This is a genomic window from Psychrobacter alimentarius (assembly GCF_001606025.1).
GTDB classification, from domain to species: domain Bacteria; phylum Pseudomonadota; class Gammaproteobacteria; order Pseudomonadales; family Moraxellaceae; genus Psychrobacter; species Psychrobacter alimentarius.
Genome location: NZ_CP014945.1, coordinates 2,449,294 through 2,463,761 on the forward strand (window position 1 = coordinate 2,449,294; position 14,468 = coordinate 2,463,761).

Here is a 14,468-nt window from a genome sequence, read left to right on the forward strand (position 1 = left end):
TTGTCTGTAATTAATGTAAAAAATAAAAATAATTAATCAAAATAATCAAGAAGCAATTTTTTTTAGTTCTGATAAACCTGATGATTTAGTAGCAGTGTTTTTTTCCATCTTGATATACATAAAGTATGTCATGATTAGCCCAAATATCATTATACCCGTGAGGAAATAGAGACCTGAGGACATAGTCCCTGTAGATTCCTTTAACAACCCGATCATAAATGGCCCAACATAGCCACCTAAGTTGCCAAAAGCATTGATTATGGCAATACCCGCAGCCGCACTTAAACCTGTTAGAAAACGTCCTGGTATTGTCCAAAATACAGCGATACCTGTAAATAACGCGAAAGCTACAGCAGAAAGTCCAATTAGTTGTAATACAGGTGAATTAAACCAAGCACTTGAGAACATGCCAATAGCACCGACTATATAAAGAAATGCCATATGTCCATAGCGATCGTTTAGGCGTTCAACACTACGAGGAATGACTAATAAGCCAATGATTGCAAAAATATAAGGAACGCTTGTTAAAAGTCCAATTTGAAAGTCGCTATTACCACCAAATTTTTGGATGATAGTTGGTAGCCAAAGGCCTATACCATACACACAAAGTGGCAAAGGTAGGAAATAAAGTGCAAGCATAAGTACTCTTTTGTCTTTTAGAGCATGTAACGGATTGGCATGGGTAGTTTGCTTATACTCAGTTTGATCTTGAAGCAACTGATTTTTTAACCAGCTTTTCTGCTCATCTGATAGCCATTTAACAGTATTGATATCATCAGGTAGATAGCGATAAGTAGGTAATGCAAGCAACACTGCAGGTAAACCAACTAAGATAAATATCCATTGCCAACCATGTAAGTTTGCAATGCCATCCATACCTAGTAACGCTCCTAGAAGTGGACCCGCTATGACTAAGGCTAGGGGCTGGGCAAGAACAAAGTACCCCATGACCTTTGAACGATGGCGTATGGGATACCATAAGGTGATTAAATAAAGAACACCTGGGAAAAATCCTGCTTCTGCAGCGCCAAGTAAAAATCTAAGTGCGTAAAAACTCTTTGGTCCTTGAGTAAGGGCCATTGCCATAGTAATTAAACCCCATGTCAATAGAATACGCGTGAACCATTTGCGTGCACCGAACTTAGCTAACATCAAGTTACTTGGGACTTCAAAGATAAAATAACCAATAAAGAACAGACCCGCCCCAAGCCCGTAGGCTGCATCACTAAGGCCTACATCAGCATTCATATACAGTTTTGCGAATCCAACTGCACCACGGTCAATATAAGCAATAATATAAAGAACTATTAGTGCAGGAATTAATTTATAGGTGATTTTCTTAATAGTATCTTTTTCAAAATCCATAATAGACTCCACTTTCCATGTGATGATAGGTTCCACTTTCCATGTGGTTAAATTTAAGTAAGAAGAGAAACATATAAAGTTTCTATATACCTAAATGATCTTGAGGAAATAAATAGTATTACTATTAAATAATTATGTCAATACAATCCGAACATTATTTTAGTATTCATTTAACAGAGACAGACTAGCACACTAAGCAGAGAAAACTCTTTAAGTTATTAAAATAAAAGGATATATGGTAGTGTAAACATGAATATAGACACGATAATGCTGACTTTTCCTTTACCACAAAGGAAGTCTTTATTTTATATAGTAAACCTATTAATAGACTGACTAAATTTATCCAGTCTATTAATAACTTATTTGAGCTTATGGCTGGCCCGAGCATTCTTTGTAAAGAGGTCTCACAATCGATTAAGCAAAGTATGAGCATTTGCAAGGTAGTGAACCGCCCCGGGATTGTCGGAGACTCAACATTCTGAGAGAATACGACAATGAAAAGACAAACCTACACTTCTGAGATTAAAGAACGCGCCGTTCGCATGCTGATTGAAGCGTCGAGCGACTATCCTTCTACATGGTCAGCCATTCAAGCCATAGCGTCAAAGATTGGCTGTACGCCTGAGACACTGCGATCCTGGCATAAAAAGCACATAGACCAAACTATTCCCGCCTCAATGCAGGCTCAAAGTGACAAAGAGCGTATCAAAGAACTTGAACGAGAGAATAGAGAACTCAAGCAAGCCAATGAGATTATACGTAAGGCTGCTGCTTTTTTCGCCCAGGCGGAGCTCGACCGTACACCTTGGTAATGGTTCAGTTTATTGATGACTATAGATGTAGTTATGGGATCGAGCTGATTTGTAGAGTACTACCGATTGCCCCGTCAACCTATCACCGTGCTAAAGACCTAGAGTGCTGCCCTGAAAAGCGTTCACTGCGCAGTCAGCATGACGACTACTATCTCAGCGAGATTAGACGTATTTGGCAGAATAGCAAGTGCCGCTACGGCGCTCGCAAAGTCTGGCAGCAGATGAAAGCTGACGGGTTAAAGGTTGCTCGGTGTACCGTAGAGCGTTTAATGAGCCAGCATGGCCTACAAGGTGTCTGGCGCGGTAAGGGTAAGATAACCACCAACAGCCGTGACGACCAAAAGCGTGCTGATGACTTGGTCAATCGTAACTTTAATGCCCATCGTCCTAATCAGCTGTGGGTTGCAGATTTTACTTATATCAAGACATTGAGCGGCTGGGTCTATACCGCTTTTATCATCGATGTATTTGCTCGCGCTATTGTCGGCTGGAAAGTATCAAAGCGTATGAACACTGATATGGTAATGGCAGCATTAAATCAAGCAATAGCAGACAGAAACAATCCCAAAGACGTGATTCATCATAGTGATCGAGGGGTTCAGTACTTATCTATTCGCTATACCGATAAGATGACGGACTCTGGCGTGATTGCTTCTGTTGGTACAACAGGCGATTCATACGATAATGCACTGGCTGAAACGGTCAATGGACTCTATAAATCTGAGGTAATTGACTATTTAAAGCAGAACTGGACTGGTGTGAACGATGTTGAACTAGCAACCCTTGAGTGGGTAGATTGGTTCAACAAAAAACGACTGCATAGTACGATTGGTTATGTGTCACCTTTTGATTTTGAAAAGCGGTATTATGATAATTTAACCCTGTCAGGCATCGCTGCCTGACTCAAGCAAATCACTCTCCGATAAAGTCGGGGCGGTTCAAACCAAATCGTGAATGAAATTAAAAAGAAAGGCTCAAGTGTTGAACGCGTTTTACAGATAGTAGAAGTTTTGGCAAGTTCGCCAAGACCTATGAGTGTGAGCGATTTAGCAGAAACGTTAGATGTGCCAATACCTAGTATGTATCGCCTACTAGATCAGCTAAAAAATCTTGGATTCGTTCAATTAGATTTATTTGGAAAAGTAAGATGTGGAGAACGGACGCACAAACTGATTATGAAGTTGTGGCAAAACACTGATTACAAATTAGAAAGAATGGCAATATTACAGGAACTCTCATCAAAAATAGGAGAAACCGTGGGTATTTCGATCATACAAGACCTAAATGTGGTTTGTATAGATCGAGTATTATCTGACTGGCCACTCCAACTTTACTTGCCAACAGGTACTCATATACCAGTTTGGGGCAGTTCAAGTGGTAAACTATTCCTGTCACAACTATCAGATGAGAAGTGCGAACGTCTTGTCAATAAAATGTCGTTAGATACTGCGGCTAGTTACAACCAAACTGATAAAAATCAGCTGATGGAGGCAATAATCAAAACGCGAGATACTAAAATTGGTGTGGATGATGAAGGATTTATTCCAGGTTTGGTGGCTTGTGCGGTTATCATTCCTAACAATGAAGATAAAGGATTTGCCACATTGTTTACTCAATGTCCTGTGAAGAAAAATACTTTAGAAGGTTTATTAAACCATGTGCCTATAATGCGAGAAGCCGCACAAGAATTATCAATCATTTTCAATAAAGATGATTGATAAGGGTAATCGGGATAAAACAAGAAAGGCGGAGGGGATCCCATAGTGACTGTTGATAGCACAGGACAGTTGCGCTTTAATTTAAGCTTTGTGTTCCTACTAATTCTGGTAATTGTTGTAATAGCCATTCTCGAAATTTAGTCACGCTTGCGGACGTGCGATGTTGTCCTAAAGGTTCTAACATATAGAAGTTTTCTGAAGTGCGTAAAACGGTATCTATTGGACGAACCAGAGCGCCACTTTTTAAATAATCATCTACAAGAGAACCCCAGGCTAACGCAATCCCTTGACCGTTAATAGCGGCTTGAAGCAGCATTGTATAATTATTTATATTTACTTTATTTTTGGGGGTAATAGTAGGATGCCCGACCTCATTAAACCACTCTGGCCAAGTCATCCAATCCTTATGTGCTTCATCAAGATTTAATAGTGTTCCACTAAATATTTTTTCTAGGGATCTGTCGTTACTGAATTGTTTTAAGTAACTTGGACTACAAACTGGAAAAACCTCTTCTGGAAATAATGGCGTAACTTTCATTTCTACAGGTGGCACTCGACAGTAAAACAATGCCACGTCACAATCCATACTATGTAAATCCACAATATTATCAGTGGCCAATATCCTTAAATCTATTCCTTCTTCTTGCTGGAATGGTGCAACCTTAGGTAAAAGCCAAAGTGCTGCCATAGCATGTGTTGTTGCTACTGTCACCTGACGATCGCCGCGCCATTTTTTAATGTCTCCCGTTGCTTGGGCAATATTAAGAAGCGCGCCATATATACTTTGATAGTATTGTAAACCTGTCGGTGTTAAAGATATTTTTCGGTTTGCTCGAAAAAACAACTCCTTACCCAAATATTCTTCTAGAAGACGTATCTGACGACTAACAGCACCCTGTGTGACATTTAATTCCTCTGCCGCCTGTGTAAAACTTTGATGCCGTGCTGCTACCTCAAATACTACAATACTATTCATAGGTGGTAATGGCTTGATTTTCATAGAGCTCCCTAGTTGTCTTACGTGGCTAACCTATTTAGCAGTGTAAGACAAAACCAATGTAAGTAGCAAAAAAACTGGCGCATTTTTAGATAAGTGGCTATAAATGCATAGTAAGAAGCAGGATTATAAGTACGTAAAAAGCCCTATGAAACTTTTAGTTCAAAGGGCTAATGTGAGAACGAAACTATCGTTTTGAGGATTTATACTAATCCATGTAATTGCTTCCAGTTACCAGGATGGACAACGTAACCGAATAAGGCATGACCAGCATAGATCAGTTCTGTTCCTTCAGGAATCCAAAGCAACTGTCCTGGACGGACCTCGTATTTTTGACCATTAGCCGTTAATTCAAAGCAGCCTTCTATGACAAAAATCACTTCGTCATAGAGAACTTGCCAAGACACTTCTGCACCTTCCCAACGCGCAAAACCTATTCCTATATTGGGAGAGATCTCAGGTGTCAATGCTCTTGCAACATATGCCATGCCTGGAGAGTCACCGCGTACACTAAAGTCTAAGTTCTTACTATCGATTAGTCTAACTTCACTCATCATTTTATCCTAAGAATTTCTAAAGCTCGCTGCGACTTTGCCACTTGGCGAGATTGATTCGAAACTTTACCCCTAATCCCAAAAGCGGCTCTGGTGGATTTAGATTTGGCATACCAGTAACATATTGAATGTCAGCTAAGTTTTGGGAGTCCGCTCCAACCACAAGATCAGCCATTAAGGTTCCAGAGATTGTACCCCATGCTGCACCAACGCCATTATCACAAGCGCTTGCATAGATGCCATCTTCTAACTGTCCAAAGAAATTGGTAAAGTTGCGTGAAATTGCATATATCCCTCCCCATGTATGGGTTAAAGGCACATCTGCTAAATCAGGATAACGTGCTAAGAAGGCTCTTCGATGGTCGGTCTGAACCCATTGCCGTGTCTCATTCCCTATACTCTTTCCATATTTTGGTACATGCTTATAAGTATTACGAATGAGAATGCGGCGATCAGCAGTCATGCGTAATGTTGTTCCTGCATGATCGGCAGGTGTTAACCCCCAGTCTAGCTCACCTTTATATCTTTTCATCTCCTCATCAGTTAATGGACGAGTCCAACTGGCAAACGTCATTACAGGTAATAAACGATTTTTGAGATAGCCAAATTCTTTTGTAAAAATACTGGTGGCTAACAATACTTTAGGAGTGATAATCGTGCCATGATCGCCGTGAAGTATCCATTTTCCATCTGACTTCTGTAAATCTCGAATAGGCGATTCTTCAAGCAGTTCGATGTTTTTTGGTAGATTTTTACCCATACCCTGAACCAAAGCAGCAGGCTGCATGAGGTAGGACCCAGGGGTGAAAATAGCACGACTATAATAGTTGGTTCCAAGAACCTTAGTGAGCTCTTCTTTTTCTACCCAGCGATAAGTCTCACCCAAGTTCTTCATTAACTGTTCAAAATGATTGAGGTGTGCTTCCCCGCGCGACCCGACTGCACCTTGATATTTACCAGCAGCTGACCATTGACAATCAATGTTGTACTTATCTACCAATCCTTGTAACTGCGCTATTGCTGTTCTATTCAAGCCTAACAGTTTTTGCTTAAGTTCAGGATCAGGGTGCTCTAGTGAAAATTTATGTGGTAAATCTATAACGAAGCCAGAGTTGCGTCCTGAGGCGCCTTCTGCTACACGTTGGGCATCCACTAAAATAATACGAGCATTTGGTTTCAGCTCAGCCAGTCGTCTTGCAGCCGCCAGTCCAGCAAATCCAGCTCCAATAATTGCGTAGTCCGCTTTTTGGGTAGCCGCTAACTTTGTTGCGGGTTCTGCTGGAGGTAGAACTGAATACCAGCCGCAGCTTTTATCATCGTTGGGTAAATTAATCATCGTGATTCCTTTAAGCGGCTGCTTTATTGAGACTTAATTTTTCAAGCCATTGATTACGTTGACCTTGCAAGGTAGCACCAAGTAATGCAAACCCTCTCAAAGCGCCTGTCGTATCATAGAAACCTGCTGCCAGCTCCTGCCCATGCTGCTCAATGCGCCAATCACCCTCTCCAACGCTCGGTAATATGCTCAACGGCAAGATAGGTGTTTTTACTATGACAGGGGTTGCTTTGAGTGTGGCGGGTGTCGGCTTTCCTAATAGACTGTTCACTAAAGACGGTATGGCTTGGTTAATAGGATTGATATACGGTGCCCAATCCCCATCCACTTCAGCACAGTCACCTAATGCATAGATCGAAGGGTCGTTACTACGATGATTTAGATCAGTCTGAACACCTCGTCCCGTTATTAAACCTGCTGATTGAGCTAGAGCAATATTTGGCCTTAAACCCACTGCACTAAGCACTAAATCCGTCTCAATACACTGCCCATCTTGTAGACTTAATTGATAACGATCATTATGGGTTTCAACAGAGCGGATACTGTTTGCTAGTTTCCATTCAACACCAATGTCGCTCAAAGCTTGTTGCAACGCAGACCCTAACGGTTGCGGGATTAGCCTACTCATAGGCCATTCGCCTAACCCGACAACAGTGACATTTACGCCGTGAGCCGCCAAATCATTAGCAAACTCGCAACCAATCAGACCATCACCTAAAATAGTGACATGTTTTTTATCTGTTAATCTAGAACGGAAGTTTTTGTAATCTGCCAAATCATTCACGCTAAAAAGAGCAGATTGCTCGCCTTCTACTGGAACGATAATGGGTGTAGCACCAGTCGCTAACACTAGACGGCCATAGGTATACTCACCTATAGTCGTGTAAAGCCGTTTATGGAGGCGGTCGATTCGTTCAATTCGAGTATGTGCATACACGCGAATGTTTAACCGTCGCTCCCAACTCAGGGCAGACTCTCTCACCAAGTCCGCAGAGCTTTTGCCTAAAGCTAGCGCATTAGATAAAGCAGGCTTGCTATAAACCGATCCATCATCAGCAGTAAACAAGGTAATAGACAAATCTGGAGACTGGCTACGCAATGCTGACGCCAACTGATAGCCTGCATGTCCACTTCCAATGATTACTACAGGTTCAATATCGTCTTCAACGACAGGAGCTTCGATATTTTCATCATCTTCGTCTGTAATTTCTAACATTTCAAAATCAGCTTTTGTCACCTGACAATCGGGACATAACCAATCTTCGGGGATGTCTTCCCATTTCGTACCTGGCGCGATTCCATCAGCAGGCCATCCTTTAGCCTCGTCATAGACCCATCCACAGACAATACATAACCATTTTTTCATCTTGTCTACTCCTTTTTATACTATTACTACGTGTTATGTCTCAGACGAATACCAATGTTACGTGTCTGAACATAACTGTAGATGGCTTCCTGCCCTTTTTCACGACCAAAACCTGATAATCCAACACCGCCAAACGGTGTTTCGATGCCACCAGCGAACCATTCATTAATAAATATCTGCCCTGCAATTAGTTTATTTGCAACACGTAACGTCTGACTTAGACCCTCACCAAACACACCAGCGACCAAACCAAAATCTGTTCCGTTAGCCATCTCAATCGCTTGTTCTTCATCATTAAATGGCATAATTACTAAGACAGGACCAAAGACTTCTTGCTGCGCGATACTCATCTCATGGCTGGCTTCGATAATCGTTGGTGATACAAAATAGCCATCCAAATCGGGCGCATTTCCACCTGTCAAGATTGCAGCGCCTTCTTGACGGGCTGATTCAATCATTTGTAAAATTTGTTGCTGTTGATTTTTAGAAACGACGGGGGTTAAATCTGGATTGTATTCACCTATTCCGATACTTAAACCTTGCGCCAAATCTACAACTGCTTTCTTTACTTCCTCATAACGACTATGGTGCACTAACAAGCGTGACATGGCTGAGCATACCTGCCCAGCGTTATAAAAGATGCCAGATTTCACACTGCTAAGTAGTGTGTCTAAATCCACATCTGCCAACGCAATTGCTGCAGATTTTCCGCCTAATTCCATAACTGAAGGTGTTGCCCGCTCAGCCGCATCTTTGAGAATGCGTTGACCTGTGGGAACTGAGCCTGTAAATACAATTTGATCGGTTTCTGAATGCTTGACTAAGTGCGTACCAATCTCCGATCCTTTACCACATAGCAAGTGCACGGCTCCTTGCGGAAAACCAGCTTTATCAATCGCTTTAAACAATAAAGTCATAGCAATGGGAGAAATCTCAGGAGATTTGACTACCACTGCATTTCCTGCTGCCAAAGCTGGCGCTAAAGAACGGGCACATATGGATACTGGAAAATTCCAAGGTACGATCTGTACTGATACACCCATTGGTTGGTATTGAGTAAAATTGATATAGTCTTTGCCTAAAGGAACAGAAATACCTTCGATTTTGTCTGCGATTCCAGCGTAATACTCAAAATAACGAGCCGCTTCAATAAACTCATCGCGAGCTGTATTCAAGTTTTTACCATTCTCCAAGCACAGCACCAGCGCTGCCTCTTCAGTAATTTTACGAATCTCTTCGGCAGCTTTTAGCATCCAAGTCAGACGCTGTGCAGGTCTTACATCAGTTAATAGACCTTGATTGACACAACGCCTTGCAGACGTCATTGCTAGGTTGGCATCTTCGATATCAGCTTGAGCAATGGTGGCGTATGCCTCACCTGTGCTAGGATTCATGATCGTCAGCTGACGGGACGAATCCCGCCATTGATTATCAATATAATTAAGATAATGTTGCACTATGCCGCCCCTTCTAATGCACTTTTGGCTTGAGTAGCTAGCCACTTTTGAAAGAAGTGAGTTGGCAGATCCATCTCAGGTGAAAATACACCACCACCAAACCCAGGAGAATGACGACCTTTTTGTAAACCCTCAACCGCTGTAATATCCTCACCGAACACCACACGCCAAGATTCCAATGTTGCCGTACGGCAAGCAGCATAAACATCTTTAGTGGATTCCTCACTCACAAAATACAGACGTAGTTTTTCAGTCGTCTTTTCAGCACTGATTGGATCAATCATCATGGCAAATACGTGGTCAGCTTGAATCCCCAATAATACGTTTGGAAACAAAGCCACATATTCAGCGTGATTCAATTTATCTTCTGGCCAGCTTGGGAATTTAGGTAAGTGAGTTCCTTGGCTGTCAGACAAATTGTATTTATAACTACCTTGACCTGCAAAACGATCTTCAAACATGATGTTGTAATGATCTTCCAACTTGGAATACGTATTTAATGCAGGATGTACCCATGGTAAATGATAGGCTTCACAATAGTTCTCAACGGTAAGCTTCCAGTTGCTATCGACTTCAATCTCTAAACCTTCATTCATATTGACGCGATGGATCTGATCTAAACCATTCTCACCCCAAAAAGGTTTCCAGCGCTGCAATAAAGGTTCGATATGCTCTTCAAACGGTGCTGCATCCCCTGATATGTTTACAAAGACCATATCCATCCAAACACTAGAACGTAATGCGCGTAAACCATGGTCTTCGCATTTAAAACGCTCATCTTTATGTTTACCTATACCACCTACATGTGGCGTACCCTTAAGGTTGCCATCTAGATCATAACTCCAAGAATGATACTGGCAACGGATAACACCTTGAACTACCCCTTCTTCATGAACCAATTTCATGCCACGGTGACTACAGACGTTGTGAAAGACCTGTACTTGGCCTTCACGATTACGCATCATAAGCAATGGTAATCCCATAAACTCAACAGGTTTAATATAGCCGTTTTTGACAAGATCAGAGGCAAATCCAACACAGACCCAAGTTTTACTTAAAATATTATCGCGCTCAAAATTGAAATAATCCTCACTGACATAGGCCAAATTCGGCATACCATGAGCTTCAGTAATTGGATTGAGAACGTTGTCTACTTGCTGTATTGAAATGAGATTTTGGCGGGTATTTTTCATATTAACTCTCTCCATAGATTTGAATGACGCATGACTTCCGTGCGCTGGCTTTAGCCACTCATGAGCACTAAGTGGTGCTTAATAGAGATTCTGCTAGATACTACGGAAATTGACAAACGACTTTTTTACTAGATATCCATGAGTTTTTGTCATACATTTTACAAACATTCTTTATAGTAAATATAGACTATTGTTTTCTATTAATAAAACTCATCTATCTATGATAATAAATAGTTTGAAAGGGACTGGTACATAGCACTACTCTGAATAAACCAAGTATACAGCTGGCTATGGAAATCTAGCTGTCGTAACGCATTCAAGGAGTGATCATGCTAGCTACATCAGGCATTTTTAAAGGATTAAATCCAACCATAACGGTTGTCTCAAAAGTGTTGGTTATTGCTTTTGTATTGTTCTGTGCGCTCCAAGCGGAGCAGGCAGGTGTGGCTTTTGAAAGCTTTTCAACCATGCTGTTACAAAACTTTAAGTGGTTTTATATTTTTCTGATGACAGGTGTTGTCGCCTTTCTGTTTTTTGTGATGTTCAGTCGCCTTGGACATATACGCTTAGGTAAAGACGATGAGGAACCAGAGTTCACTTTTATCAGTTGGATCTCTATGTTGTTTTCTGGTGGTATGGGAGTCGGTTTGGTTTTTTGGTCTGCTGCAGAACCTATCTATCATTATATGAGTAATCCTTTCGCTGCTAACCTGAGTGATGAGTCTGCAAGTATGGCCATGCAGCTCACTTTCTTTCACTGGGGTTTACACCCATGGGCAATATTTTGTATCACAGCCTTAGCATTGGCTTATTTTAGCTATCGAAAAGGGTTGCCTTTCAGCTTACGTTCTATCCTGTATCCAGTCATTGGAGACCGTATTTACGGACCCATTGGACACACGATTGATATTTTTACTATCGTCATTACAGCGTTTGGTATTGCCCAATCTCTCGGTATGAGTGCGCTCCAAATTAATACTGGTTTGAGCCAAGTGTTTGGTATAGAGAACGGCCTATCTAATCAGCTTCTTTTATTAGGTGTACTTTGTACGATTGCGACTTATTCTGCAGTCACGGGTGTCAACAAGGGAATGAAATACTTATCCAACCTTAATATGCTTTTAGCACTCTCTCTGATTGTTATTCTTATCATCATCGGTCCAACTCGCTATATACTACATACGCTCCTTGAAACCACTGGAAACTACACTCAAAATATCGTAGGCATGAGTTTATGGAGTGATGCACAAAAAGATTCAGGGTGGCAAAATTGGTGGACAGCTTATTACTGGCCATGGTGGATGACTTGGGCACCTTTTGTTGGTATGTTTGTCGCTCGTATTTCAAAAGGACGCACTATCCGTGAATTGGTTGGTGGTGTACTGTTGGTTCCCACTTTAATCACAGCAATCTGGATGTCAGTTGTCGGTGGATCTACCTTAAAAGTTGAGCAAGATGCTCGTCATGCCTATGAGACACAAGCGGCAGCATTAGTTGAAGCTGGCCTGCCTGCTCAAGAAGCGTTTGCTGGTGGTCCTGTCGTTGAAGCTGTCCAACTAGACACGACTTTTGCTTTGTTTACTATGTTTGATAGTGTGGGCGGTGATGCCATAGGACAGTTATTAAGCATTCTAGCCTGTATATTACTTGCTACGTTTTTGATTACCTCCGCAGATAGTGGAACATACGTTTTATGCTTTCTAGATGCAGAAGGGGCACAGACGTCTCCTAAAAAAATGCGGGTGGTTTGGGGGGTGTTAATTGCAGTTATTGCCGGCGGTTTACTGTATGCTGGCGGTCTAAAAGCCATGCAAACTGCCTCTATTATCGCCGGCTTCCCGATTTCAATCTTTCTTTTCATTATGTGTATTACTTTATATAAGAGCTTGAATAAGGAAGCCGATAGGATAAATACTCTTAATTCAAACGTTAAGACTGTGGATCAAGATCTATCAAAGTTATCATAATAGAATCTGTTTTCCTTTATTAAAATAGAAACTCTTAAGAGTTTCTATTTTTTGACTAGCATTGAACTATGCTGGAAAAAATGTAGAACCATACTTGATAAACTAAACGTATTAACAGAGCTTGTTCATATATTTTGTCTTAACGCAATAGACTTGAACCCATTGTAAAATCTCTCTGAAGCTCGTAATTCTACTAAAAAACCAACTCATAGCTCGTACTGCGTCCCGATGCCTCAGATTTTTGCATCATACCCTTCTCTATCAAATCATTAATATCGCGTAGTGCCGTGTCTATAGAGCACTTGGTCATAACTGCCCATTTCTTAGTGGTTAGGTTGCCGTAAAAGTCAGTCAGCAAAATATTCAGCATTTTTACTTGCCTACTATTCAAAGCATGCGTTCGATGCGTCTGCCAAAAACTTGCTTTATTAATGATTTTATCGGTGGTCATTTGAGCAGCAATTAGTGCTTGCTCTAACGTTTGTAAAAACCAGACCAGCCAATCAGTGATATCAGTATCACCCTTTTGCGTGCGCTCTAGTATTTTGTAGTAGTCATTACGCTGTTTAAGAATCTGCGCTAACATACTATAAAAGCGCTGGGCACTGTTATCGCTTTTTGCAAACATTCGTTCTGTGATTGCTCGCGTTAGCCGTCCATTTCCATCATCAAATGGATGGAGCGTCACAAACCATAAATGAGCAATACCTACTTTGATGACTAAATCTATATCATCTTGCTCATTTGCTAAGGTATTAAACCATAACAAAAACTTCGCTAGCTCATCTGGTAACTTCTCTGCACTTGGAGCAACAAAGTGAACCTGCTCACGACCATACCCACCAGACGCTACTTGCATTGGCCCTTTACTATCATCACGGATACTACCTGCTTGAATACGATAAAGACCACTATACCCATCTGGAAATAATGCTCGATGCCACCCGAGTAAGTCGTCCAATTGTAGTGGCTGTTGATAATGATAGGTAGCATTTAGCATCGTTTCTACCACTGCATCGATCTCACGAGTAGTCGTTAGTATACTGGCGTTATCTAACCCTAAATGCCGCGCAACTGAGGAACACACTCGTTCGTTATTTAGAGATTCCCTTTCTATCTCAGAGGTTTTGACAATCTCCAAAGTTACATCATCTAATTGTGCCTCAACATTCAGATCGAACCCTATTGTTAGAAGTTTTCCTAATAAACGGCCTTATAATATCCGCACACGACTGACGAGTGGCAATAGTTTTTTGTCCGACCATTGCCATTCAGTCCAACTTGAATGCTCATGGATATAAGTAATAGAAACAATACCTAGAAATTTTAAAACCAGAAAATCGGCCTTAAAAATCGAAACATTAAAGATAAATTTTTAATAAAATTACGCGGCTTTTTGCTCTAAGCAGTGATTGAGTGGAGGTAAAAACACTATAAAAATATAGTGCCCAAATACGAGTTAAATTTTATTCGATTACAATTTACATCGCGATTATTTAATCTTATAATGCCTATAGGCTATAAATATCAATGTATGTAAGATATTGTCATAATATGTACTTTGGTTGAGCGACTTTGACATGGTAGAGGTCAGCAGTTCGAGTCTGCTTATGCCTACCAAATTTAGAAAGCCCCGATCTCACGATTGGGGCTTTTTTTTGTCCGTAAAATATGGGCTGTAGGAGAAAAGCAGTGCTTTCATC

General features: G+C 41.1%; 11 protein-coding genes, 1 pseudogene and 1 other annotated feature. Of the genes and pseudogenes, 3 read left to right on the top strand and 9 right to left on the bottom strand.

Features of this window, described 5'->3' with window-relative positions; genetic code table 11:
- Positions 1-45: 45 nt before the first annotated feature.
- Positions 46-1,365, bottom strand: a complete 1,320-nt coding sequence (locus tag A3K91_RS10040; protein WP_062845134.1) for an MFS transporter — start codon at positions 1,363-1,365, stop codon at positions 46-48.
- Between the two features lie 494 nt (positions 1,366-1,859).
- Between A3K91_RS10040 and A3K91_RS10050 the strand changes: the two genes are divergently transcribed.
- Both A3K91_RS10050 and A3K91_RS10055 read left to right on the top strand, forming a co-directional pair.
- Positions 1,860-3,079, top strand: a protein-coding gene (locus A3K91_RS10050) for an IS3 family transposase (protein ID WP_416231972.1) whose coding sequence is annotated in 2 segments (ribosomal slippage) — positions 1,860-2,136 and positions 2,136-3,079 — 1,221 coding nt in all. Because the reading frame shifts where the segments join, the coding sequence is not laid out codon by codon here.
- Positions 2,135-2,251, top strand: a sequence feature (AL1L pseudoknot). (Overlaps the previous gene by 117 nt.)
- A 48-nt stretch (positions 3,080-3,127) precedes the next feature.
- The gene (locus A3K91_RS10055) at positions 3,128-3,895 is read left to right on the top strand and encodes an IclR family transcriptional regulator (protein ID WP_062845135.1); all 768 of its coding nucleotides are present in this window, start codon (positions 3,128-3,130) and stop codon (positions 3,893-3,895) included.
- 76 nt (positions 3,896-3,971) lie between these two features.
- On the opposite strand, the gene A3K91_RS10060 is transcribed toward A3K91_RS10055, so the two are convergent.
- The 6 genes from A3K91_RS10060 to A3K91_RS10085 all read right to left on the bottom strand — a co-directional run bounded on the left by A3K91_RS10060 (position 3,972) and on the right by A3K91_RS10085 (position 10,798).
- The gene (locus tag A3K91_RS10060) at positions 3,972-4,895 is read right to left on the bottom strand and encodes a LysR substrate-binding domain-containing protein (protein WP_062845136.1); all 924 of its coding nucleotides are present in this window, start codon (positions 4,893-4,895) and stop codon (positions 3,972-3,974) included.
- A gap of 200 nt (positions 4,896-5,095) precedes the next feature.
- Positions 5,096-5,446 carry a cupin domain-containing protein gene (locus A3K91_RS10065; protein ID WP_062845137.1) on the bottom strand — a complete coding sequence of 117 codons (351 nt, stop codon included), beginning with the start codon at positions 5,444-5,446 and terminating at the stop codon, positions 5,096-5,098.
- A gap of 19 nt (positions 5,447-5,465) precedes the next feature.
- Positions 5,466-6,782 carry an NAD(P)/FAD-dependent oxidoreductase gene (locus tag A3K91_RS10070; protein ID WP_062845138.1) on the bottom strand — a complete coding sequence of 439 codons (1,317 nt, stop codon included), beginning with the start codon at positions 6,780-6,782 and terminating at the stop codon, positions 5,466-5,468.
- Positions 6,783-6,792: 10 nt separating this feature from the next.
- Positions 6,793-8,148 (bottom strand): FAD-dependent oxidoreductase, encoded by a 1,356-nt coding sequence (locus A3K91_RS10075; protein WP_062845139.1) that lies wholly within the window; start codon positions 8,146-8,148, stop codon positions 6,793-6,795.
- A 26-nt stretch (positions 8,149-8,174) separates the two neighbouring features.
- Complete coding sequence (locus tag A3K91_RS10080) at positions 8,175-9,605, bottom strand: aldehyde dehydrogenase family protein (protein WP_062845140.1); 1,431 nt, start codon at positions 9,603-9,605, stop codon at positions 8,175-8,177.
- Positions 9,605-10,798 carry an aromatic ring-hydroxylating oxygenase subunit alpha gene (locus tag A3K91_RS10085; protein WP_062845141.1) on the bottom strand — a complete coding sequence of 398 codons (1,194 nt, stop codon included), beginning with the start codon at positions 10,796-10,798 and terminating at the stop codon, positions 9,605-9,607. The genes A3K91_RS10080 and A3K91_RS10085 overlap by 1 nt, the downstream gene beginning before the upstream one ends.
- Before the next feature lie 329 nt (positions 10,799-11,127).
- Between A3K91_RS10085 and A3K91_RS10090 the strand changes: the two genes are divergently transcribed.
- Positions 11,128-12,765, top strand: coding sequence for a BCCT family transporter (locus tag A3K91_RS10090; protein ID WP_084387330.1), 1,638 nt, complete (start codon positions 11,128-11,130; stop codon positions 12,763-12,765).
- A 193-nt stretch (positions 12,766-12,958) separates the two neighbouring features.
- Here A3K91_RS10090 and A3K91_RS10095 read toward each other — a convergent pair whose 3' ends face one another.
- Together A3K91_RS10095 and A3K91_RS14300 are read right to left on the bottom strand one after the other, a co-directional pair.
- Positions 12,959-13,765 (bottom strand): Fic family protein, encoded by an 807-nt coding sequence (locus A3K91_RS10095; RefSeq protein WP_257722200.1) that lies wholly within the window; start codon positions 13,763-13,765, stop codon positions 12,959-12,961.
- Between the two features lie 66 nt (positions 13,766-13,831).
- Positions 13,832-13,966: pseudogene (locus A3K91_RS14300) on the bottom strand (DUF4172 domain-containing protein); the annotation flags it as partial.
- Positions 13,967-14,468 lie beyond the last annotated feature (502 nt).